Genomic DNA, 22,106 nt, shown 5'->3' with positions numbered 1-22,106 from the left:
AATACTAGGAGGAGTACGACCCAAAACTGTTGACGTTGTTTTTTAGCTTGCGGGGAACGTGTCCCCGCTGAATTGGATTTATATACATTAGGCTTTATCCCACTTTTTTGGATTTGCCTCTATGTTAGCGATTAGCTGATCATATTCTGTCTTCGTTAGATCTTCTGCATTGGTCCTTTGATACTTCTTAATCAAAATTCTCTTGATAGATTCAGGATCATATCCGTTTGCGATTCCTAATGCGTATAGCCTTCTTACCTGTGCTTCGCTTAGTTTCTTAGCTGGGTCAGGCTCCTTGTCATCGTTCCCAGTAGCTTGATTACCGTCATCATCTTCTCCGGTATTTAGAGAGAGAAAAGCCGCTAGACTATATCTCCGTGCATATGTAGTACAACTTCCAATTCCTTGTGGATCATTCTTCACTGGCCTCATAGTAATTGGATCTGACTCGATCCATTCACCAGATTCGTGGAGTAACATGGTCGTCATGGTAAACTTGTCTCCATCTCCTCCAGGCATTTGAATGATAGATAATCCGTTTTTTTGAAGCAAAGGTCTGATCTCATCTATAATGGTATCTAGGCTTGCATACTTGTTCTTAAAATGAGGATTCGTCGAATCTTTTTCAATCTTGCTAACCTCTCCATTGAATTTAACAAGAGCTGCCGCAAGGTTTTTAATAGAATCTGATCTATTCACCTTTTTACCACCTTTCTTTTTAGTGCTAAATATTTCGTGTCATAAAAGGGGATGATCTCACTGCCACATACCGTTAGGATCTTGTCCCCTTTTTCATCTAGGATCTGCCATGTATGACGTTCACATGGGATTGTAATGTTTTTAAATTTACCTATGCTACTACCAAATATCTCATCCCCTAGGGCATATACATGTGCCCCATGTTTTGGATCATAAACCTCAATAAATTGAACATTGTTCATCACATGGCTTCACCAAACTTCTTTTTCAACCTTTCATACTCTGCTTTTTCGTTTTCTATCTTTTTTCCTTCTAGGTTAATTTCGTCCGTACTCGTAATAAATTGCCCGACCAATAAATCATAATCATAAACCCATATTTTCATTTCTCCTGAATTTTCAATTCTGATCTCAACACTTCTACGACCTTGCTGTTGCCATGTTATTAGTTCTTCTAGTAAATTTCCTCTCATATAATTTCCCTCTTTTCCTTTAGTTCCTTGATGGTGGCAGCTAACAATTCTTCTGCAGCTTTTAGCTGATATATAGCAATATCAATATGCTCCAGATCTGCATAATTGAAATTCTGTTGGGCCTGCTTCAACTGATCCATAACTTCTAAAAATTCATCCAAGAAAATCCCCCCTAATAAGCACATTTGCAATCTTTGCAGTAGTGATGCCATTCTTGATCTACACGTATCTTTTGCCATTCCTCTTCTCTTAGAAATTCTAAGACTTCTTGCCAATTAGCTTTTTCTGCTCCTTCGCCGCAATTGTCGCAAATTAATAAGTACCTTTTTCCGTAAATTTTTTCAATCATGGCATACATCCTCCCCCTTTTACACCTGTATTAAATCTAAAAAATTTGATATAATACAGGTAGCTCGTATTCTTTTGGCCTATTCGGTAGTCGCAGCTACCTTTTGGCCGTTTTCTTTTTGCACTTCCTCCTTCTCTATGTAATTTTCAAACTCTACAAACTTTCCATCATGAATGATAGAAATCAATCCATGTTCCCGATACAGATTGTCCGCCAACTGAATTGTCAACATTTCTCTCACCTCCCGATCAGCATTTTTCTTTCAAACTCAAGCTGCAAAATCTTCTGACGTATTTCCTTTTTCCTTTCTTGAGTTGTACTTGGTTGTACGTGTTCCTTCACTAGCCTTGTATGCTCCAGTACAATTTCCTCAAGTCTATCCCGTTGGGCATCAGAGAGATTGATCACTCTTCTCCACACTTCCAATCTTTCATTTGTAGTCATATTCCCACCTCCACTCTGCCACAGCCCTAAGTGCCCCCGGACTAATTCCATCATCCTGCCACATCCGTACCGGGAGGACTACGGGCCTTGGTCTTTCTCGTATCTTCTTAGGTTTAGGCATTGTACGGGCATTTTTCTTCTTGCGGGGCATTTGCTGTCCTCCTTTCTTTTGTCGATTTTTATTTGAAGGATTCTCCCCCTTCTTGTTGAATTATGGAAAAAGAAGGGAGGTGATCTTATGATTTGGTATGCTGAGATACGTTTAAAATCTGGTAATATTGTAAGCATTAGCAATTTGTTATCTGTCAATAAAAAAAGTCAAACGGATTCTTCCATTGCTAAAATAGAAGACTTTAAGACTTTCCACTTATCTCCTGCCCAATTGCTAACATTTGTAGGAGAAAAAGAATCTGTTACTTTAATTTCAAACGAAATAGAGTATGTTAAGTTTTTCCAAGACTAATTTCCTACTTCAATTTCTAAAAGAGTGCAGTTGCAGCTGTGCTCTTTTTTAATTTCATTTATCAGTTTAATCACTTCTTTTATCTGTTTTAGATCCTCAGTTTTTATTTTTATTTTAAATTCCATTCTCTCCCACCTCCCTCTAATCATTGTTATACATGGCTTCTATAAGTTCGTCTTCACTGATATTCAGCTTTTCAATCAGTACTTGTATTGCATCTTCTAAAAATTCCAATCGTTCTTTTTCTGTCGAAAATGCATGGACTACTGGTATTTCTCCTGTTGTATCAATGGTATATTCCCTGCCATTTGAATCCTGTAAATGAATTGCACTACCATTGTTCTCTATATCCACAACTTGGGTGCCTATTAAATCTTCTCTAGCTTCATTAATGGACCTATAAAAATACTTTCCTGTGTTAATAAACATGTTCTGTTCCTCCTTAAATCCCGTATTTGATAGCCATTTCTTTTACTATGGCCACATAACCCTCTATAAGTTTTTTATCATCCGCTATTACATCCAAAGGATTAAGCTTGTCCCTTTTAGATTTGCAAACTCCTTCTTCTGCCATCCTTCTGCGTTTATTAGTTAACCTAGTGTGGACATCCACTCCAAGTCGTTCATCCAGTAATTTATAGCTTTCTTCTCTCAAAATTTTTATGTGATCGTAGCCGCCAAGAGCTAAAGCTATTTTATTTATCAAGGTAGTTACATCTTTTCTCCATTGTGTCGGACTTAAAGCTACAATATTACGCATAGCCTGCACTTCTTGTTTAGCTTCAATAGCTTTGTTCTCTGCTTCAATTGCCTTAGTAGTCACTTGTTCTAACTGCAATCTCATATCTTTTAGAGATTGGGCTTGCATAATGATTAAGTCCTCTATACATTGAGGTTTTAGTGCCTGCTCCATTCTATTGAAGGCTTGTACATATTTTGCGGTAAAAAGAATTCCTTTCTCACCTGTCATTTTATTGGCTACCATTTCACAACCTTGTTTGGTGAGTAAGTAACAAGGCAAGGTTCTGCCTGTGCTATCTTGATAAGTATTTTCTATGAAGAAATCACTCAGCCCAATTTTGGACTCAGCTAAAACTTCAATGTAATTTCTTATATCTCTCAGTAGATGACGATGTTCCTTCCCTATCATTTCTGCTACATCTCTGCTGTCTACTAAAAGCCTCCCGTTTTGATTGATAACTGTCAATTCATTCATCATTTGTTCCCCCCTTTGTCGATTCCAGCTAATCTCTCAATTTCATGCAAAGGAATTCTTCTGACATTGCTTATTTTTACGGTAGCAATCTCTCCTCTTTCAACCATGCGGTAAATCGTCGAGTAACTTATGCTTAGCATTTCAGCTGCTTCTTTCAGCTTATAGGCAAGCTTCAATTTTGCCTCCCCCCTTTTTTTTAAAATTTAGTTATTTATATTTTGTGTACTTTTAGTACGTTTAGTAGGTAAAAAAATATCCTCTATTGACACTTTAAAGTAATTGGCTATTTTTTGGGCTAGATATAGCGAGGGGGTTCTTTCTCCTGTTTCCAAAAATGCTATATATCTTTGAGAAACATCTAGGATAGATGCCAACTCACTTTGAGACATCCCAGCTTTTTCCCTGTAGTACTTTAATTTGCTCATTGCACCACCTCCCTCTAAAATATATATTGTTAATCCTCATGTACTAATAGTACAGTACTTTTGGTACAATGTCAATAGCTTTTTCAAATTTTTTGTTATATAATAAGTTATGAACACATTGTTCAATCAAGAGGAGTAGGTGATAATTATGATTGGAGAAAGAATTAGACTTTTGAGAAATGAGAAAGAAATTACTCAACGTGAATTAGCTGAATATCTTGGCCTAACACCTAAAATGATATCTTTCTACGAGAATGGAGAAAGATTTCCGCCACATGATATAATAATTAAATTATCAGATTACTTCAACGTTTCGACCGACTACCTCCTTGGAAAAACCGACATAAGAAACCCATACGAAATAAAAACCATTGCTGCACATCATGACGGCGAAGATTGGACAGAAGAAGAATTAGCTGATATAGAGAAATTTAAAGAATTTGTAAGGATGAGAAGAGAACAAAAGAAAGGATGATTGATATGACAGATAGAGAATTATTAGAATTATTATTAGAAAAAATATCCTCCATGGAATCAAAGGTGAATTCTATGGAAGTAGATATTTCTTCTATGAAAACAGATATCAAAGATCTAAAACATGGACAATCTGATATTGCTTATCTCAAGTCTATTAAGTAAATCATCAGCTAAGGGGTGTTTGAATGGGATATTTGGAACTTCTACAAATAGCAGAAGATGAAAATATTGAAATCATAGAGATGAATTTAACTGGCAGAAACAAGGGGCTGTACGCAGATAATATAATCGCCATCGGCTCAAATATAGATACCACAATCGAAAAAACTTGCATTCTTGCAGAAGAATTGGGCCACTACTACACAAGTTTTAGCGATATTGTGGACCAAACTAAGATCGGAAATAGAAAACAGGAAAGAAGAGCTAGGGCTTGGGGATATGAACAGCTTGTAAGCATTGAAAAATTGGTACAAGCTTCGGATGAAGGCATCAGAAACAAGTACGAATTAGCTGAATACCTAGGCGTCACCGAAGAATTTTTAGAAAGCACCTTAAAATATTATAAAGAAAAATACGGTATTTGCTACAAGACCAAAAGTTGCATAGTATATTTCGATCCATTATGGATTTATAAAAGTTTTGAATAGTACATAGATATATTTTTTTACTCGTTTTTCAGAACATATATTCGATTAAAGGAGAGGTTAAAGTGAGAGGGAGCATAGTCAAGAGGGGGAATAAATATGCAATTGTTGTATATTTAGGCGTTGACGAGCATGGTAAGAAACGTCAAAAATGGTTTTCAGGATACAATAGCAAAAAAGAGGCCGAAAAGGATCTTCCAAGAAAACTTTTAGAAGTAGAGCAAGGGTATTATTTCGGCACTGGAGAGATGTTTTTAAAAGATGTCGCAGAAGAATGGAAAAGATATGCCAAGAAGAATCTTGCCGCCCAGACATATGCAAGATATGATGACATAATCAGATTGTCTATAATACCAAAGTTGGGCAACATGAAGATATCAAAAATCAAAACCTTGCATCTGCAAAAATACATCAACGATCTTGAAATGGATGGCAAATCTTATGGCACCATTAACAATCATTATTTTTGCCTAAAATCAATACTTGAGCAGGCAGTAAGATGGCAATTAATACCGCAAAATCCCATACTAGGCATAGTAAAACCTAAAAAAAATTACAGATCATTTAAGGTTTGGGATATTGATATCGTTAAAAAATTCTTATCTATAATTGAGGACAAACCATATTATATCGCATATCTTATAGCGCTTACCACAGGTATGCGGCAGGGAGAGATTTGTGCATTGCGCTGGGAAGATTATGATGAAGCTCAAGGAACATTGACGATAAGGCATTCTATGCAAAGGAATATGGAGTTGAAAGAGCCAAAGACAGGTAAGACTAGAAAGATTGCCCTAATGGAGGAAACGAAAAGGGCACTTAAAAAACAAAGAATCCGACAAAAAGAACTTAAGTTGATGTTGCAAGATGAGTATGAAGAAAGCGGTTATATTTGCACAAATCCATCTGGGCAACCATATAACCCCAAAACTTTACTATCCACTTTTAAACGTATCGTAGAACATTCAGGATTGCCTCAGATACGCTTTCATGACCTCCGCCATACCTTTGCTACCATCGCTCTCAAAACTGGCATACATGTCAAAATAGTAAGTGAGATTTTAGGACATTCAAAAATTCAAATGACACTCGATCTATATTCCCATGTACTACCTAATATGCAAAAAGAAGCTACTAATCTGTTGGAAAAAACGATGTTTTTATAGTCGGATTAGCAATGGATTAGCAATGCAAATATTAAACCCCTCTAGCCGTTGAAATTAGAGGGGTAATTTTATTTCTAGTCAATCTGGTTTCGAACTGACTTTGTGCTTTCATGTTAACTCAGAAAATGGAAACACATAAAACACATGCTCAATATTATCACGTTTTATAATACCTTGTCAATTTTATGTTTGCAAAAGATTCACCCTTGTATAAATTTTGTCCATTTCAATCTCTACAAGGTATAGAGTATAATTTTTGCTAAATTCGCATAACCTGTATTGTTTGGAGGTGTTGAAAATGTCCCAAATCCAGGAAATACTTGAACATATTCATAAATTACAAACCATTTTGCATCGACTGATCGACGAAGCACAAGGGAACCTACAGGATGCCAATGTAATCTCTGTCAGCCGTATACTGAATTCAGACATAATCGAATACTATAAAATGATTTATGTCATACACAAATACTTTTAAAAATTTTAAGATAATTCCATGAATATTCCCCTTTCCGTAAATTTTTCTCTATGCTATAATTCTCCATAGGTGATTATATGGAGATAAAGTGGAAAATATGGATTGAAAAAGATCAGCAAAAAATATTTGGAAGAGGTCCTAAGGAATTGCTTTTAAAAGTGGAAAAATTGGGATCTCTAAGGCAGGCTGCCCTTGCCATGGATATGTCCTATAGCAAGGCATGGCATTTGATTGACAACCTGGAAAAGGCTTTGGGTATAAAAATTCTTGACAAAAAAATAGGTGGAGCCGAAGGGGGAAGTTCCCTATTGACTCCTGAAGGAAAGCAGCTTATTGCCAAGTACGAGCAATTAGAAACGGAAGCAGAGAAGGTCATCTTAAACCTTTATCAAAAGATCTTCGATAACCTATGAGTCTTTTGCTTTCCTTATACAGTGCCAGCAAAATCTTTCTTGCAAAGCTTTGGCAAAGATTTTGTTTATTTTTTAAGACCGTTATACGGTTGAAAATATAACGATAAAAGCAATTTAGAAATTCCATGGAGGAATTTACCATGAAGAAAATATTTTTAACTTTCCTCATTTTAGCGATTTCATTCATTTTTGAGGGCTGTTCTCACAAACCGCAAACCCCTTCTGTTCTCAAAGAAAAAAGTATTACCATATCAGCTGCCGCCAGCTTGGAGGCGGCACTGAAGGAAATCGGGCAAAATTTCCAACGGGAAACAAGAATCCCTATTACTTTTAATTTTGCCGCATCCGGCGTATTGCAAAAACAAATAGAGGCGGGCCTCTCCTGTGATGTCTTTATATCTGCTGCTCCACAGCAAATGAAGGTTTTGGAGGACCATGGCCTTATTGACCGGGATAGCCGGACTTATCTGTTGAAAAACAAACTGACCTTGATTGTGGCAAAGGAATATGGAGATAAGATATCTGCTGTTTCAGACTTGCTTGGCCAGGACATCAAAATGGCCATCGGCACCCCGGCATCTGTCCCTGCAGGGCAATATGCCAAGGAATCCCTTATATATTTAAATCTTTGGGATCAATTGAAGGGCAAGATTGTATACACAAAGGATGTAAGTCAAATCGTCACCTATGTGGAAAGGGGAGAACTAGCTGCAGGAATTGTTTACAGCTCCGATGCTGCTCGGCTGACCACTGGCATAGTCAAGGAGGTCTTTCCTGAAGAAACTCACCAGCCCATAGTATATCCCGCAGCAATCCTTTCCTCCAGTAGGAATAAGGATGCTGCCAGGCAATTTCTCAACTATTTGAACAACAGTCAATCTATAAAAATATTTAAAGCCCACGGCTTTGAATTTTTAGGGAAGTAGGTCTGTCAAGTGATCTGGGAACCGATTATTTTATCTTTAAAGATATCCTTTCTATCTACTCTCCTGACCCTTGGGATAGGCGTTTTGCTGGCCAGACTATTTACAAAATATCAATTCAAAGGGAAAGATCTGCTGGAAACTTTTATCCTTTTGCCCATGGTTCTTCCACCCTCGGTGGTGGGCTACGGTCTCCTCATCCTCATCGGCAAAAGGGGCCTTATCGGTAAGATTCTTTACCATACCTTCGGCATCACCCTTGTTTTCCATTGGACTGCCGCCTGCATAGCTGCCCTCATCGTCTCTCTCCCTCTAATGTATCAGAGCTGCAAAGCTGCTTTCTTAAATGTGGGACAGGATTATGAAGAAGCAGCCATGGACCTGGGAGCCGATGAAAAAAAGGTATTCTGGAGGATTACCTTGCCCCTGGCCCGGTCCGGTATCTTCAGCGGCATCATCCTATCCTTCGCCAGGGCCTTGGGGGAATTTGGAGCTACCCTTATGGTCGCCGGAAATATTCCGGGAAAAACCCAAACTATCCCCCTTGCCATCTATTTTGCTGCTGAGAGCGGAGACAAGGAAACAGCCAATCTATTGATGCTCATTGCTGTTGTGTTTAGCTTTGCCGTGATATACGGTTTAAATAGCAATATAAAAAAGAAAGGTTAAAATAAATTTGAGCTTCCTGATTCTTATTCCATGGCCAATTGCCTGACAAAAGGAATAAAAATTTTTTTCCTCTGTCTTGCCATAGAACTCATACATATGATAATATAGGATAAAATATAGTCATAGAAAAAGCTGTGAAAGAGTTCAGTAGTCTCCATGGTTACAATTTCAGAGAGCAGATCGGCCGGTGAAAGATCTGCAGCACATGGCAAGACGAAATACGCTCTGGAGCTTCGAAGTATAAAAAGCTTCGACGGTCCCCACCCGTTATCGTGGCCAAAGGCATGTTTATCATGTGAATTAAGGTGGTACCACGGGGTTTCTCGTCCTTATGGAGTGAGAAGCCCCTTTTCTATTTTATCAATCTTGAGGATAGGAGGTTTTGGCATGGCAAATGTATTTGATACCTTAAAAGAGCGGGGCTTTATCAAACAGACTACCCATGAAGAAGAGATCCGGGAACTGCTCGGGAAGGAGTCTGTGACTTTTTATACAGGCTACGATCCTACTGCCGACAGCCTGCACGTAGGGCACTTCCTGCAAGTCATGGCCATGGCCCATATGCAGCAGGCTGGTCACAGACCCATTGTATTGATTGGCGGCGGCACCACGATGGTGGGCGATCCTTCCGGTAAAACCGATATGCGAAAGATGCTGTCCTTTGAAGAAATCGAGCAAAATGCTGAACGTTTCAAGGTGCAACTTTCCAAATTCTTGGACTTTTCTGAGGGAAAAGCCCTCATGGTCAACAATGCCGACTGGCTGATGGATCTAAAGTATATTCCTTTCCTGCGGGAAATCGGCAGGCATTTTTCTGTCAATCGAATGTTGACGGCAGAATGCTTTAAATCCCGCATGGAGAAAGGATTATCCTTTCTTGAGTTTAATTACATGTTGATGCAGTCCTATGACTTCCTGGAGTTATACAGAAGATACGGCTGTAAGCTGCAGTTGGGTGGGGACGATCAATGGTCCAACATCATCGCCGGCGCTGACCTGATCCGGAGAGCAGAAGGGGGCATGGCTTATGGCATGACTTTCACCCTGCTGACAACCAGTGAAGGCAAAAAGATGGGAAAAACAGAATCCGGTGCCATCTGGCTGGATCCTGAAAAAACATCTCCCTATGATTTCTACCAATATTGGAGAAATGTGGACGATCAGGATGTGGAAAAATGCCTGGCCCTCTTAACCTTCCTCCCTATGGATGAAGTACGGCGCCTGGGCGCATTACAGGGAGCGGAAATCAATAAAGCAAAAGAAATCCTAGCCTTCGAAGTAACAAAGCTGGTTCATGGGGAAGAAGAAGCAAGAAAGGCTGATGGAGCAGCCAAGGCTTTGTTTGGCAAAGGCACCTCCACAGAAAATGTACCCTTTACAGAAATCCCCCGCATTGAACTTTCGGAAGGCATGGATATTCTAACACTGCTGACAAGGGCCAACCTGGTTCCATCCCGGAGTGAGGGCAGACGCCTGGTCCAACAGGGCGGTATTGCCATTGACGACGTAAAAGTAGAAGACATACAGCTTATGGTGAAGGAAGAAGATTTTAAAGACGGTACTTTGATGATCCGAAAGGGCAAAAAAGTATATCATCAGATTCGATTGGTCTAAAAAAACCGCTGCCTGCCAAAGGCAGCGGTTTATACAATTTTTGACCAATCCATGTATTGATTCAGGGTATCCACAAACTTCTGAAGACCTTTGGCATCCTCCTCGTCAAATCTTGCCTTGACAGGGCTATCGATATCCAGCACCCCCATCAATTTTCCCTCATGGACAATGGGCACCACAATTTCTGATTGGGAGGCAGGATCACAGGCGATATGTCCCGGAAACTGATGAACATCCTTTACTACCTGAATTTTTAAATCTTTGGCTGCCGTACCGCATACGCCTTTGCCGATGGCAATATGGGTACATGCAGGTTTTCCCTGGAATGGCCCTAAGACCAATTCACCATTCTTGTAAAGATAAAATCCTGCCCAATTGATATGGTCCAGCAAAAGGTACAACAAGGCTGAAGCATTAGACAGGTTGGCCAGCCAATCAGACTCTTCGCAAATCAATCCTGTCAATTTTATATTCATATAGTTATAGAATTTTTCTTTATCCTCCGTTACAATCTTTTTAATTTCGTTCATTTTCTCTCCCTCTCTTTTTATCCTTGAAGTCTTTTTTGCAGCTTCTCCCCCAAGGCTCTTTCCATATAGGGGTTAATCTGCCAAAATGCCTTGAACCTTTTATATTCTTCCACAGCACTTTTAGGAATCCTGTCAGATTTTACTGCCCGGATCAATATATTCTTCGGTGTATGCTCCATATCAATAAACTCCAGCAACTGGGTTGCATATCCCATGATTTCCAATAGATTGGCCCGGATGCTGTCCGTAATCAAGCTGGACAATCTTTCCTTAATGATTCCGTGTTTTTCCATAGGGCCCATCACTTCATTATGAATCTGAGGCAACAGTTCATGCTGACAGCAGGGAACAGAAAAAATAACGTCGGCTCCCCATTCCACAGCCTTTACCAAAGCGGCATCGGTGGCTGTATCGCAAGCATGAAGGCTTACAACCATATGTACCCTCTCTTTGCCTTGGAATTGTCCGATATCCCCTACAAAAAATTCCAAATTTCCGTATCCTAGTTCCCTGGCAATTTCATTGCAATGGTCAACCACATCTTTTTTCAGATCCAAGCCGGTGATATTTGCCCGAAGCTTTAAAATTTCTGTCAGGTAATGATACAAAGCAAAGGTAAGATAGGACTTCCCACAGCCGAAATCTACAATCTGAAGACCTTCCCCTTTATCTTCTAGGGCAGGGATGACATCGGCAACCATCTCCAAAAATCGGTTGATCTGCCTAAACTTATCGTATTTGTTTGCCAGTACTTTTCCTTTTTCATTCATGACACCCAATCGTATAAGGAAGGGATTGGGTATATTTTCAGGAATAATATATTTCTTCCTGCGGTTATGGGAAAGGTCTTTCATTGTTTTTGTTGGACTCTTTTTCAAGATGTTTACTTTAAACTTTTTACTGATGAGTATCTGATAATCTCCTTCCCTTGTAAAACACTGGCCCTGTCTAAAATAGTTCCCAAGCAAATCCTGAATCTTATCCACGGCATCCTTTGGCGCCATATTTTCATGGGTTGCCTTGTTCTTATAATGATAAGTAAATTGATAATAAAGACCATCTTTCAACATGACGGGACGAACGTCTACCTTTTGAAATCCCTCGGGATCTTTTTTTCGAACATAGCTTAATACCAAATCTATCAAGGTTCCGGCATCTATAATTTGTTCCATTAACTCCCGTACATTCTCCATTTGCCCGATTCTTCCTTTCCTCTTTGTCTATTTAATATTATATATCATATCCTTTCCTTTAAACATAGATTTTGCCTGAAAAAAATAAGCTCCTATAAAAGGAGCCTATGATTTAGAAACTATTGGTTTGGGGCGCTGGTCCGAAAAAGCCTCTCATCATGCCGCCGCCAAAACCCCTTCCCCCTTTGCCAAAACCGCCGCCCATGCCACAGCCTGCAGGGAAGTTAAATCCATTTTCTTTATGATATTTTTCCATGGCATCTAATCTTTCATTGAAAAATTTTGCCTGTTCTTCTGTGATTTGTTTTGCATCCAGTGCTTTCTGTATTTGCTCTTTTTTCCACTTGATCATTTCTGTAAACCATACCGGTATTTCTTTGGTGTCTTGGGTTTCAGCAAAGGCCACCAGTCCTAGGGACAATATCATCACCGCTACAATGGATAAAATAATGATTTTTTTCATTTTCCTCATCCTTTCTTTTATTGTATGGTTTTATTATAGAAAGGAATTGTGAAGGAATTATGAAGTTGTTTAATTTTCCTGAAAAATTTTACAAGAAATCATCAATTAATTGGATAAAAATAAAAAAGCGCTATCGCGCAATCTCTACACTTGACTAAATTTGCGCTTTAAAAGTATATGAGATGCCGTCTTTAGTTGTATATTTAATAGGTTCCATTATGCCACCACAGTTTTCACATTGAAAACGTGGTGGCGGGCTGACCCCCTATTATTGGACACAAGCTTAAGTTTTCTTATGAATACATAGTATTTTACTTTTTTATCAGGGTATATCTTTTACCTACGGTCTGCTCTTGACATTGAGCCTCCGCATCCATGATTTCCTAGCTCTGGGGCAAGCCAAAAATCATAGAGCATTGCCACCACTAGGCTATCATGGATGCCCTCAATATCAAGAGTTCGCTTTGTCAGACCTTTGTTACAGAAAAATTCTTAGTTCTTTATCTGATTCCTGTAGATACCAAAAATATTCATTGGGAGGCATAAACTTTGCACCAGAATGGATGCGTCTTGTATTATATCTCCTTACAAAGTCATGAACTTCATTATATGCTGAAGCATAGCTTTCAAATTCAGTAATTCCAAGACATTCATCCTCCAAAATGCTGTGATAGGACTCAATATATGCATTCATATTGGGTGTCTTATAGGGAATTCGTTCATGCTCTACCCCTAGGTCTTTGCAAGCATCAGCAAAGGTATGACGAATATATTGAGGACCATTATCTAAACGGAGGATAGACATATGTTCTGCATCATAAACCTGCCGCTTTCAAAGGGCTGTTTTTAACGTAGTCACCGCATCCTCAGCGGTGCACCTAAGACCCATATGAAAAGCAACAATAGAGCGTCTGCCACATCGATGATGCTTAGAATGTAGAAGAATTTGTCTTCACCAGTCACATAGCTGTATTTTATATCTGAGGAGGTGGACAATAATGTCGCTCAATAAAATGCTGATGGAAGCTTACTTGAAAAAGCTGAAAATGCCTCAGGCTGCAAAAACCTATGAATCCCTGGCAAGAGAAGCCGCAGACAACAATCTGGATTATGAAGAATACCTACTGTGCGTACTGGAGCAGGAAGTACACCAGCGGGAAAACAATCGGATCCAGAGAGGAATCCGACAAGCTGGCTTTCCAGTAATTAAAACGATTGAAAGCTTTGACTTTCTTGCTATACCCTCCCTAAACAAGCCGCGGGTACTGAAACTTATGCAGGGAGAATATATCCGAAAAAGAGAAAATATTCTGTTGATAGGTAACTCCGGAGTAGGCAAAACCCATATTGCGATTGCTCTCGGTTATGAGGCCTGTCGGCAGGGCATGAGAGTTAAATTCTACACGGCAGCCGGTTTGATTAACGAATTGCTTGCAGCACAGCAGGAATATCGGTTAAATAGACTAGAAAAACAATGGCTGGCTCCGCATTTAGTAATTCTTGATGAATTAGGCTATGTGCCTTTCAGCAAAATCGGGGCTGAATTGCTCTTCCAGTTTTGTTCCTCCCGATATGAGAGAGGCAGCCTTATAATAACTACAAACTTAGAATTTCCAAAATGGACGGAGGTGTTAGGTGATGAACAAATGACAGCCGCCTCGCTTGACCGCCTGACCCATAATGCACACATACTGAACATTGATGGGGAAAGCTACAGGTTTAAGCAGGCTCTTTCAAAACAGACAAATGTAGACTAATTTTTTATGAATTGGTGGCCTAATTTTACTCCAGTAACTGGCCTAAATTTTTATTGACATTAACACAATGAAAAATTTATGATGTATTCAGTAAAATATAGGCTATAATTGTATTGATAGGATAAATTTTCTAATGTAAGCATCTAATAAATACATTAAGATACAAGGATGGTGATTTGTTTTGAAAAAAAGCAGTTTTGCATTATTCATTTGTGCTATTTGTTTAGGAATAATTTTTGCAGTTCAGTTTAGATCGGTAGAAAAAATGACAGAAGGGCAAGTTCCTTCTGTCATAGCAAAACAACTGGAGTCAGAGCTTAATAGCATAAGAAACCAGAGACAAAATATTTTAAAGGAAATGGAACGTTTGGATAGCATCATAGAAGAATATAAAAATATAGAAGCTGATAAAGATGTTTCTATAAAAAAAATACAACAAGATATTCATAAATATAAAATATTAAATGGAAGAACAAAGGTTACAGGGCCAGGGATCTCCATAACACTGAATAATTCTGAATTATATGCAAACTATAATCAATTAAGCGATTACACAGATCACTTATTATTAATAATAAATACTTTAAATGCCCATGGAGCAGAAGCTATCAGCATTAATAATGAACGCATTGTTTCACTGACAGAAATCGCATACATAAAAACTGATAACAAGCTGACGATAAATAATCGAAGTGTGTTTCCTCCTTTCGAAATTCAATGCATAGGAAATCCGGACAAATTAGTATCTATTTTAAATCTAAAATATGGGCTGGCATGGAATATTGCCAAAGAAAACAGGTTTGATTTAAAAATCGAAAAAAAAGATAAGATAGAAATCCCAGCCTATAATGACCAGGTAAAATTTAAATACGCTAAACCAATCGATGCTTCAGAATAGTCACCCGTTTTATATTTTGAAAAGACCAATCCCTCATTACAGGCCAATGGATATATATTTTGTCTCCAAAAAAGCTTCCAAGCCGTGATGGCCACCTTCCCGGCCCAATCCGCTTTCCTTAAATCCCCCAAAGGGTGCCTGGGCCGTAGAAGGCATGCCGTCATTCAACCCTACAATACCATATTCCAGCTTTTCCGAAATTCTTATGCCCCGGGATAGGGATTCGGTGAACAGGTATGCCGCCAAACCGTAGCGGGTATTGTTTGCTGCCCGGATCGCCTCTTCTTCCGTCCTAAAGGCGATGATAGGCATGACAGGGCCAAAGGTCTCCTCCTGCATCACCAGCATATCCTCTGTAACCCCCGACAATACGGTAGGTTCAAAGAAATAGCCTGCATCCTCGGCCTCACCTCGATGATATCCCTTTCCGCCCACTTCAATTTTTGCGCCCTTTGCTACGGCATCCTGAATATGCTGTTCCACCTTCTGGTACCCTTTTTTATCAATCAGGGGTCCGATATGAACACCTTCTTCCCAGCCATAGCCTACCTTGTAGTGTTTCAATTTATTCTTTAGCTTCTCTATAAACATCTCTACTACATTTTCCTGTACATAAAACCGGTTGGAAGCTACGCACACCTGCCCACAGTTGCGGAATTTGGATGCTGCTGCCCCCTCCACGGCCTTGTCCAGGTCTGCATCATCAAATACAATAAAAGGCGCATGCCCTCCCAATTCCAAGGATATTCTTTTGACTGTATCGGCCGATTGCTTCATTAGAATCTTTCCAACCTCCGTAGATCCGGTGAAGGTTATTTTTCTTACCCTTAAATCCTCCATAAAGGCTTTTCCGATTTCTCCTGCATATCCCGTGATAATATTTACCGTCCCCTTGGGAAAACCTGCCTTTTCAAACAATGCAAAGAGCTTCATAGCTGTCAAAGGTGTCTGGGTAGCCGGTTTGAGGATTACCGTACAACCCGCCGCCAGCGCCGGAGCCAGTTTCCTTGTCACCATGGCGGCCGGGAAATTCCATGGAGTAATGGCGGCTACTACACCCACGGGCTGGCGGAGCACCATGATCCTTTTATTTTCCTTCCATGCAGGAATCGTCTCTCCGTAAATTCTCTTTGCCTCCTCTGCATACCATTCTACAAAACTAGCAGCATACATGACTTCCCCCATAGCTTCTTGGAGAGGTTTTCCTTGCTCTAAAGTCATAATCCTTGCAAGTTCTTCCCTTTCCTCTAAAATCAACTGGTGCAATCGTTTCAAAGAATCGGCCCGCTCATTGGCAGGCAAAGAAGACCATACCCCAAAAGCTTCATAGGCAGCCTCAATGGCCATTTTGGTTTCCTGCTCCCCTGCCTTCGGCACTGTACCTAGAATTTCTCCCGTAGCAGGATTGATGACTTCGATCTTATCCAAGTTTTCCAACGCCAACCATTCACCATTGATATATAATCCGTAATGTCTCATATGCACCCTCCTTTTGCCTTTCTCCGTCTTTCCCATCTCCTGAAAAAGCTATTAATCCCCATCCGAGATAAACCCGTCAAATTGTGCCCTATACAATCTGGCATAAATGCCGTCTTTTTGAATTAACATCTCATGTTTTCCTTCTACAATAATCCAAGATTCATACTTTTGATTACAAATTATGTTTTTGTAGGGAATTAAAAGTACTTATCTTTATTTGCGGATTCAAATATAATGGAATTATCACAATAACATCAATATAAAGTTTAGCAATAATTATGACCTACTATGAATGCTCTTCGACTATGTTATTTTTTTCTGAAAGTAATGTTATTTTATTGGGTTTAATTAGCCATATTAATAATACTACCATAAATACAATAAATGAAAAACTTGAAACAAACATGCTAAATGAATATTTATTAAAAACAGAAAGCATTTTTATCCCAATATAATTTCCTAATCCCTTGGATAGGGACCATCCAAAGCTAGCAAAACCAAAGTATGCTGCTGTATATTCACTGTTATCTATTACATCTGAGATGGCTTTATCTTCAAATGGCGTAAATACTAATTCTCCTATTGTAAATACAATTGCTATAATAAGTAATATAACTAAATTTGTATTGATAAAAACCATAAATATACTAAATCCTATTAATAAAGATCCTAAGCCTAACCCAAGCATACTATTGTGTTTAAGCTTTTTATTGACTATATACATTAATGGAACTTGAAGAAATACTGCCATAATTGTATTGATAGTAAGCATGATTGAATACACTGACATGGATACATTGTTTTTAGAAAAATAAAGTGGCAGAACTGAAAAAAACTGGCTAAATGATAGATGAATCATCACTGTTAAAATAAAATAAAATAAAAATTTCTTATTCTTGAGAACTGCCACAAACCCCTTTAGGCTACTTTTAATGGTGTTTTCAGGATTTCTATTCAACTTAAAAACAACCATCCTATCTATAATAATAGCAGATAAAATATTTAATGCTGCTACTATATATAATAGAAATGCTAGATAATCTTTATCCATAAATAAAGCACCTATTAGTGGGCCTAGAGCACCCCCTAGATTCAGGGACATATTATACAAAGCAAATGCATGTAGCTTTTTTTGTTCATCAGATGCAGTTTCAAGAGAAATAAAGCCTTTACAAGCTAAATTGAACATTGAAGATCCAAGTCCTACTGCTATGCTTATCAATATAAGCAAGTTAACATTTGAAATATATAAAAATAGCACGTATAATACTCCGCCTAATATTCTTCCTATTATCATACTTAGCTTATAGCCTATCTTATTTACTATAAAAGCTGCGGGTATCATTAGTCCAGTCTGTGAAAACGCGTAAGTGCCTACTATTAAGGCCACTTGAGTAGTACTTAAATCATGGTACTTTGCAAGCATAACTGCTAAAAAGGGCATGATCATAGTATAGCCTAAAGCTGCTAAGACTCTTGATATTAAAGTTGCCAATAGATTCTTATCATAGTTTTTATTTAAAAAAGTACTAAGAAAACTTCCTAATCTTTTCATTTAATATCTCCTTTCCCATCATTGAAACTTATTGATAACTAAGTGTTTTTGAAATATAATAGAAATTTCCTTCAGCCATAATGTAAAAAGAGAATAAGTAATAATGTTTTTTAAGATTCGCTTTTGGTTTTACAAATATGCTTACAACATGACTTTTATTAGGCTTAAGTTCAATTATACTATCCTTCATCTGCACTATTATATCTTTAGAGTCAATGCATACTGCAGAAATCATTAACTTTATCTTTTTATTACTATTGTTAGTAAGTTCCATGATGTTGATATCATTTCCTTTTATATCAAACTTTAAATCTAAATATGAGCTTATACCTAAATTAAAATCAGGTACATCTTGAATAAGACCACATTTATAACACTTGATACTAGTTCTATAATATGTTCTTCCAATCGAGCAAATTTTATATTGATTCATTAGTGTTACATCCTGACAACTCGTACAAATATTATCATAACTAACTTTCTCTATTGTACTTCTTCTTTCAGTAACATCTTCATAAAAATTATTTTGCTGTTTGTTTGTATATAAAGTTACATCATTAAAAATGCTTTCAAAAATATGTTCAAATTTTTTTTTCATATTTAATATTGAATTCTTCAAATTTAAAAATCCGTTTATTGAAAATTTATAAGTCTTACACTTCATCAGTACTTTTTTAAGATTGTTTTCAATATCAATAATTTTCCCTTTATATATATTTTCGAGAGGAAATTGCTCTTTCAAGAAATTAATTCTATCCAAGTATTCTTTTAGTTCATTTATTTGCTGTTCAAAATTATCATTGTTAGAAATTTTTACTTGAATCGTGTTGACAGAAAATTTGGCGCGTGAGAAAATTATTAATTTCTGTCGGTCAGCATCCTTGCATTTTGTGATATAAAAGTAGATATCATTCTTTTTGTCATACAATTGCTTATCAAATAGTATGTCATTTATAAATATACATCCAGTTAATTCATCTATTGGAATCTCAATGTATGTTTCGTTTTGAATCTCACTAATTTGAACATCAAGTGTACCATCATCCAACAAGCTCTTTTTATATTTAGCAGATATTATAGATTTACCTGAAACTCTGAATAAAGGATCCCCTAATAAGAAATAATTATTTGTTTCTATCTTGCTATATTCTAGGAATTTATTTATTTCATTTTCAATTTCACCAACTGAATATCCATTGTATAACAAATTATGTGCCAAAATGTTCTCAGCAATATTTCCAGTTTTAATACCTGCACTCGTGATAATAGAGATTGAATTATTTTCAATTAAATTTGATACTACTGTATAGTTATATGGAATAATACTATTGTTTAAATCACCTATATTGCAACCATTTAAAAAGTAGAAACTTGCATTAATCTCAGAAACATTATGTTTTTCAATATTTTCAATATAACAATCACACTTATCATAATAACAGCACGGCAAATGTTTATCATCTACCTTACACTCATCAATTATGTTATTCATGCCACAATAAATGAAATCATTAAATCGAAGAACACATTCTCTACAATGTGACATATAATTGAACTCTAAAAATTCATTATAGCTATTTAATATTTGAAAAATAGAGTCTTTAGTACAGAACTTTCTTGGCAAATAATAATTACTATCTGCAATTGAAATAATATTGTCAGCATCTTGATCCACTCTATTAAATATTATAGATGCCCCATTGTAACTGGCTTTATTAAACATAATATATTTTAGAATATAGAAATTAATTGTAAATTTATTATAATAAGGCAAATATCCAATATTAACATGTGGGTTCTTCTCTCTCAGTAAAAATCGTTCCATACTGCTAAATTCATGAAATGGAAGAATAACAAAAACACTACTGATGATATTATTTAATATTAGATCGTGTATTTCATTTTTTATAGAGGTATACAATAATTTTCGATTCGAATATTTAGCATAAAGTAGACTTAGGAATAACTCATCTGTGCACTCGCTAATTTTATTACTATAAAAACAAATATAATCATTATTATCGCATAAACAATTATGGCTATTAATAATTTCTTCTAAATACATCATGCTAATTTCATTATCATTTTTATTAGCAGTACAAGTATCTTCAAAATGGTATGTGTATTGACCTAGCGGGTATTTTTTTGTAAATCTTGGGATAACTTCTTCATATATAGGAATAATCAAGTTGCTCACACTATTTAACTCATTTGTAAAAAAGTGAATAATATCGCTTATATCACATACTTTAAGTAATCTGAGGCTCAAAATAATCACTCCCCTTCAAATTCATAATGAATTAACTTTTCTATTTCTCTGGTGCGACTAACTAGCAAATCAATATCATTGTCAAAAAGATATAAACTACCTCTAAATTCAGAATTTGAACTAGGTTCTGGCAAGAATGCTCCTTCGTTATAGAATAAAATTAGTCTCTCTGAATCATTCTTAAAGGATTTCCTAACATCTTCTATACCTCTAATCTTCTTGATAATACCTGAAGTTGTTGGATTAATAAAAGAATAAAAAAGAGAATATCCATTATATGGCTTACGAATCTCTTCTACAAGTTTTTCTTGATTGATCTCATTTTTTAGCATAATATCAAAAAAATAATCAAACAGATTTAATCCCTTTAGATGATATATTGACTCTATAAGATTACCTCCAGCAGCTCTTGGATTTATTTCTATTATATTTGGTTGAAGACTCTCATCAACCTTGAATTCAATATGTAAAAGCCAATTGCCTATATTAAGAGTTCTTACTGTATCAGTTATGTAGTCTGATATTATTTTTCTTAACTCTTCTGTTATTGGAGCAGGAGTAATATCCATAAGTTCAATGCAATACTTTTCTTTAGTAACATATTTTTTCGAAATAGAAATTATGTAAGGCTGGTAATTATAAATAAGTACTTCAACACAATACTCATCTCCGTCGATAAATTCTTCAGCGATTAATTCCTTATTAAAAGATGCACTTAAAGAAAATTTATAGCTCGATTCCAACTCATCAGAATTGTTAATTATAATTACGCCTTTGCTAGATGCATTATCAGTTGGCTTTAATATAAAAGGATATTTTAGAACATCCGCACATCTCTTCAAATCTTCATAACTTAATATCTTAAAAAATTGTAACTGTTCAACACCATGTACATTTAAAAATCTTCTTACTTCGTATTTATTATTAAGTATTCGAGCAGTTTCTTCACTTAGGTAGTCAAAACCCAAGTAATCGCTTAACATACCAATTGCTATTATTGGACTGTTCATAAACGTACAAATTCCGTCAAAGCCTTTATTCTTATATATATCCAAAGATAAATTGAACATCTCTTCAGTATCCCTAACATCACTAATACAATATGGATAATCTGCAAATGCAAGTTGCTCATTTGAGGGATTATCCATCATAATCATTTCACAGTTTTTTTTAAAAAAAGTTTTGTAAGCAAATTCTTTGTGGATGCCTCCACGAATAAAAAGAAGTTTCTTTTTACTCATAGTTATACCTCCTAATCTTTATTAGAATAATAATTATTCTGCCTAAAATTTAAATTCCCATTTCACGAGACTGAAGGAATTTTTACTTATACAAATTCCTTCAGTCTCTAGGACATTGTAGGAAAATGGTTCATAAGCTTAAAAATCAACTTTCGCAGGAAGCAACTGATAGCTTTAGCTTGATATAATCAGGCAAAGTCGAGACAAAGTAGTCCAAAAATTCATTAATCGTCTCTTTTGTCAGGAACAGTTTTTCCTGTAAAGCAGTT

At 36.8% G+C, this 22,106-nt stretch carries 33 protein-coding genes and 1 other annotated feature; of the genes, 12 read left to right on the top strand and 21 right to left on the bottom strand.

The window, feature by feature from the left end:
- Window positions 1–87: 87 nt before the first annotated feature.
- From AN619_RS15470 to AN619_RS15775, 8 genes are all read right to left on the bottom strand, one after another.
- On the bottom strand, window positions 88–699 hold the full coding sequence (locus AN619_RS15470; protein ID WP_083524912.1) for an ERF family protein: 612 nt from the start codon (window positions 697–699) through the stop codon (window positions 88–90).
- Window positions 696–941: a hypothetical protein gene (locus tag AN619_RS01165; RefSeq protein WP_068554259.1), complete on the bottom strand. Its 246-nt coding sequence runs from the start codon at window positions 939–941 to the stop codon at window positions 696–698. Before AN619_RS01165 ends, AN619_RS15470 begins: the two co-directional genes overlap by 4 nt.
- The gene (locus AN619_RS01160) at window positions 941–1,171 is read right to left on the bottom strand and encodes a hypothetical protein (RefSeq protein WP_068554257.1); all 231 of its coding nucleotides are present in this window, start codon (window positions 1,169–1,171) and stop codon (window positions 941–943) included. Before AN619_RS01160 ends, AN619_RS01165 begins: the two co-directional genes overlap by 1 nt.
- Window positions 1,168–1,332 (bottom strand): hypothetical protein, encoded by a 165-nt coding sequence (locus AN619_RS15785; protein WP_157064858.1) that lies wholly within the window; start codon window positions 1,330–1,332, stop codon window positions 1,168–1,170. The genes AN619_RS01160 and AN619_RS15785 overlap by 4 nt, the downstream gene beginning before the upstream one ends.
- Before the next feature lie 11 nt (window positions 1,333–1,343).
- Window positions 1,344–1,520, bottom strand: a complete 177-nt coding sequence (locus tag AN619_RS01155) for a hypothetical protein (protein WP_157064857.1) — start codon at window positions 1,518–1,520, stop codon at window positions 1,344–1,346.
- Window positions 1,521–1,599: 79 nt separating this feature from the next.
- Window positions 1,600–1,752: a hypothetical protein gene (locus AN619_RS15780; RefSeq protein WP_157064856.1), complete on the bottom strand. Its 153-nt coding sequence runs from the start codon at window positions 1,750–1,752 to the stop codon at window positions 1,600–1,602.
- 5 nt (window positions 1,753–1,757) lie between these two features.
- Window positions 1,758–1,964, bottom strand: coding sequence for a hypothetical protein (locus AN619_RS01150; RefSeq protein ID WP_068554253.1), 207 nt, complete (start codon window positions 1,962–1,964; stop codon window positions 1,758–1,760).
- Entirely contained in the window at window positions 1,951–2,115 is a 165-nt protein-coding gene (locus AN619_RS15775; RefSeq protein ID WP_157064855.1) for a hypothetical protein, read from the bottom strand. Before AN619_RS15775 ends, AN619_RS01150 begins: the two co-directional genes overlap by 14 nt.
- An 87-nt stretch (window positions 2,116–2,202) precedes the next feature.
- Here AN619_RS15775 and AN619_RS01145 point away from each other — a divergent pair, with 87 nt between their 5' ends.
- Window positions 2,203–2,427 carry a hypothetical protein gene (locus AN619_RS01145; protein ID WP_068554251.1) on the top strand — a complete coding sequence of 75 codons (225 nt, stop codon included), beginning with the start codon at window positions 2,203–2,205 and terminating at the stop codon, window positions 2,425–2,427.
- Here AN619_RS01145 and AN619_RS16425 read toward each other — a convergent pair.
- Genes AN619_RS16425 through AN619_RS01130 form a run of 5 tightly spaced genes read right to left on the bottom strand, consistent with a single transcriptional unit; the run spans window position 2,424 to window position 4,068 of the window.
- A complete protein-coding gene (locus AN619_RS16425; RefSeq protein WP_278279807.1) occupies window positions 2,424–2,552 on the bottom strand; it encodes a hypothetical protein in 129 nt (42 codons plus the stop codon). The genes AN619_RS01145 and AN619_RS16425 overlap by 4 nt on opposite strands.
- A gap of 16 nt (window positions 2,553–2,568) precedes the next feature.
- Complete coding sequence (locus AN619_RS01140) at window positions 2,569–2,856, bottom strand: hypothetical protein (RefSeq protein ID WP_068554249.1); 288 nt, start codon at window positions 2,854–2,856, stop codon at window positions 2,569–2,571.
- 13 nt (window positions 2,857–2,869) lie between these two features.
- On the bottom strand, window positions 2,870–3,643 hold the full coding sequence (locus AN619_RS01135) for a Rha family transcriptional regulator (protein ID WP_068554354.1): 774 nt from the start codon (window positions 3,641–3,643) through the stop codon (window positions 2,870–2,872).
- The gene (locus tag AN619_RS15465) at window positions 3,643–3,819 is read right to left on the bottom strand and encodes a helix-turn-helix domain-containing protein (RefSeq protein ID WP_083524911.1); all 177 of its coding nucleotides are present in this window, start codon (window positions 3,817–3,819) and stop codon (window positions 3,643–3,645) included. Before AN619_RS15465 ends, AN619_RS01135 begins: the two co-directional genes overlap by 1 nt.
- Before the next feature lie 27 nt (window positions 3,820–3,846).
- Window positions 3,847–4,068, bottom strand: coding sequence for a helix-turn-helix transcriptional regulator (locus AN619_RS01130; protein WP_068554247.1), 222 nt, complete (start codon window positions 4,066–4,068; stop codon window positions 3,847–3,849).
- Between the two features lie 148 nt (window positions 4,069–4,216).
- Between AN619_RS01130 and AN619_RS01125 the strand changes: the two genes are divergently transcribed.
- The 9 genes from AN619_RS01125 (at window position 4,217) to tyrS (ending at window position 10,452) form a co-directional block, all read left to right on the top strand.
- A complete protein-coding gene (locus AN619_RS01125) occupies window positions 4,217–4,543 on the top strand; it encodes a helix-turn-helix domain-containing protein (RefSeq protein ID WP_068554245.1) in 327 nt (108 codons plus the stop codon).
- A gap of 5 nt (window positions 4,544–4,548) precedes the next feature.
- Window positions 4,549–4,707, top strand: a complete 159-nt coding sequence (locus tag AN619_RS15770) for a hypothetical protein (RefSeq protein ID WP_157064854.1) — start codon at window positions 4,549–4,551, stop codon at window positions 4,705–4,707.
- A gap of 23 nt (window positions 4,708–4,730) precedes the next feature.
- Window positions 4,731–5,192 carry an ImmA/IrrE family metallo-endopeptidase gene (locus AN619_RS01120; protein WP_068554243.1) on the top strand — a complete coding sequence of 154 codons (462 nt, stop codon included), beginning with the start codon at window positions 4,731–4,733 and terminating at the stop codon, window positions 5,190–5,192.
- A 62-nt stretch (window positions 5,193–5,254) separates the two neighbouring features.
- Window positions 5,255–6,355 (top strand): tyrosine-type recombinase/integrase, encoded by a 1,101-nt coding sequence (locus AN619_RS01115; protein WP_068554241.1) that lies wholly within the window; start codon window positions 5,255–5,257, stop codon window positions 6,353–6,355.
- 298 nt (window positions 6,356–6,653) lie between these two features.
- Entirely contained in the window at window positions 6,654–6,833 is a 180-nt protein-coding gene (locus AN619_RS01110) for a hypothetical protein (protein WP_068554239.1), read from the top strand.
- A 77-nt stretch (window positions 6,834–6,910) separates the two neighbouring features.
- On the top strand, window positions 6,911–7,246 hold the full coding sequence (locus AN619_RS01105) for a winged helix-turn-helix domain-containing protein (RefSeq protein WP_068554237.1): 336 nt from the start codon (window positions 6,911–6,913) through the stop codon (window positions 7,244–7,246).
- A gap of 140 nt (window positions 7,247–7,386) precedes the next feature.
- Window positions 7,387–8,172, top strand: coding sequence for a molybdate ABC transporter substrate-binding protein (gene modA, locus AN619_RS01100; RefSeq protein WP_068554236.1), 786 nt, complete (start codon window positions 7,387–7,389; stop codon window positions 8,170–8,172).
- 9 nt (window positions 8,173–8,181) lie between these two features.
- Entirely contained in the window at window positions 8,182–8,838 is a 657-nt protein-coding gene (gene modB, locus AN619_RS01095; protein WP_068554234.1) for a molybdate ABC transporter permease subunit, read from the top strand.
- 125 nt (window positions 8,839–8,963) lie between these two features.
- Window positions 8,964–9,172: a binding site (T-box leader), on the top strand.
- Window positions 9,173–9,225: 53 nt separating this feature from the next.
- Window positions 9,226–10,452 carry a tyrosine--tRNA ligase gene (gene tyrS, locus AN619_RS01090; protein WP_068554232.1) on the top strand — a complete coding sequence of 409 codons (1,227 nt, stop codon included), beginning with the start codon at window positions 9,226–9,228 and terminating at the stop codon, window positions 10,450–10,452.
- A gap of 29 nt (window positions 10,453–10,481) precedes the next feature.
- On the opposite strand, the gene AN619_RS01085 is transcribed toward tyrS, so the two are convergent.
- From AN619_RS01085 to AN619_RS01070, 4 genes are all read right to left on the bottom strand, one after another.
- Complete coding sequence (locus AN619_RS01085; RefSeq protein WP_068554230.1) at window positions 10,482–10,982, bottom strand: GAF domain-containing protein; 501 nt, start codon at window positions 10,980–10,982, stop codon at window positions 10,482–10,484.
- 17 nt (window positions 10,983–10,999) lie between these two features.
- Entirely contained in the window at window positions 11,000–12,175 is a 1,176-nt protein-coding gene (locus AN619_RS01080) for a class I SAM-dependent methyltransferase (protein ID WP_068554228.1), read from the bottom strand.
- 112 nt (window positions 12,176–12,287) lie between these two features.
- Window positions 12,288–12,638, bottom strand: coding sequence for a DUF2680 domain-containing protein (locus tag AN619_RS01075; protein WP_068554226.1), 351 nt, complete (start codon window positions 12,636–12,638; stop codon window positions 12,288–12,290).
- A 478-nt stretch (window positions 12,639–13,116) separates the two neighbouring features.
- Complete coding sequence (locus AN619_RS01070; protein ID WP_068554224.1) at window positions 13,117–13,443, bottom strand: integrase core domain-containing protein; 327 nt, start codon at window positions 13,441–13,443, stop codon at window positions 13,117–13,119.
- Between the two features lie 193 nt (window positions 13,444–13,636).
- On the opposite strand from AN619_RS01070, the gene istB reads away from it, so the two are divergent.
- Window positions 13,637–14,395: an IS21-like element helper ATPase IstB gene (gene istB / locus AN619_RS01065; RefSeq protein ID WP_068554222.1), complete on the top strand. Its 759-nt coding sequence runs from the start codon at window positions 13,637–13,639 to the stop codon at window positions 14,393–14,395.
- Between the two features lie 181 nt (window positions 14,396–14,576).
- Complete coding sequence (locus AN619_RS01060; RefSeq protein ID WP_068554220.1) at window positions 14,577–15,293, top strand: DUF881 domain-containing protein; 717 nt, start codon at window positions 14,577–14,579, stop codon at window positions 15,291–15,293.
- Between the two features lie 36 nt (window positions 15,294–15,329).
- Here the strand turns inward: AN619_RS01060 and AN619_RS01055 are convergent, their stop codons facing one another.
- The 4 genes from AN619_RS01055 to AN619_RS01040 all read right to left on the bottom strand — a co-directional run bounded on the left by AN619_RS01055 (window position 15,330) and on the right by AN619_RS01040 (window position 21,837).
- Window positions 15,330–16,772: an NAD-dependent succinate-semialdehyde dehydrogenase gene (locus AN619_RS01055; RefSeq protein ID WP_068554218.1), complete on the bottom strand. Its 1,443-nt coding sequence runs from the start codon at window positions 16,770–16,772 to the stop codon at window positions 15,330–15,332.
- A 286-nt stretch (window positions 16,773–17,058) separates the two neighbouring features.
- Entirely contained in the window at window positions 17,059–18,327 is a 1,269-nt protein-coding gene (locus AN619_RS01050) for an MFS transporter (RefSeq protein WP_068554216.1), read from the bottom strand.
- A gap of 28 nt (window positions 18,328–18,355) precedes the next feature.
- Window positions 18,356–20,596 carry a hypothetical protein gene (locus tag AN619_RS01045; protein WP_068554214.1) on the bottom strand — a complete coding sequence of 747 codons (2,241 nt, stop codon included), beginning with the start codon at window positions 20,594–20,596 and terminating at the stop codon, window positions 18,356–18,358.
- Between the two features lie 5 nt (window positions 20,597–20,601).
- Window positions 20,602–21,837: an ATP-grasp domain-containing protein gene (locus AN619_RS01040; protein WP_068554212.1), complete on the bottom strand. Its 1,236-nt coding sequence runs from the start codon at window positions 21,835–21,837 to the stop codon at window positions 20,602–20,604.
- Window positions 21,838–22,106 lie beyond the last annotated feature (269 nt).

This window comes from Thermotalea metallivorans, from assembly GCF_001562415.1.
In the GTDB taxonomy this organism is placed as follows: Bacteria; Bacillota; Clostridia; order Peptostreptococcales; family Thermotaleaceae; genus Thermotalea; species Thermotalea metallivorans.
Note: the sequence above shows the minus strand (reverse complement) of the source record. Positions and strands in the feature narration are given on the sequence as shown.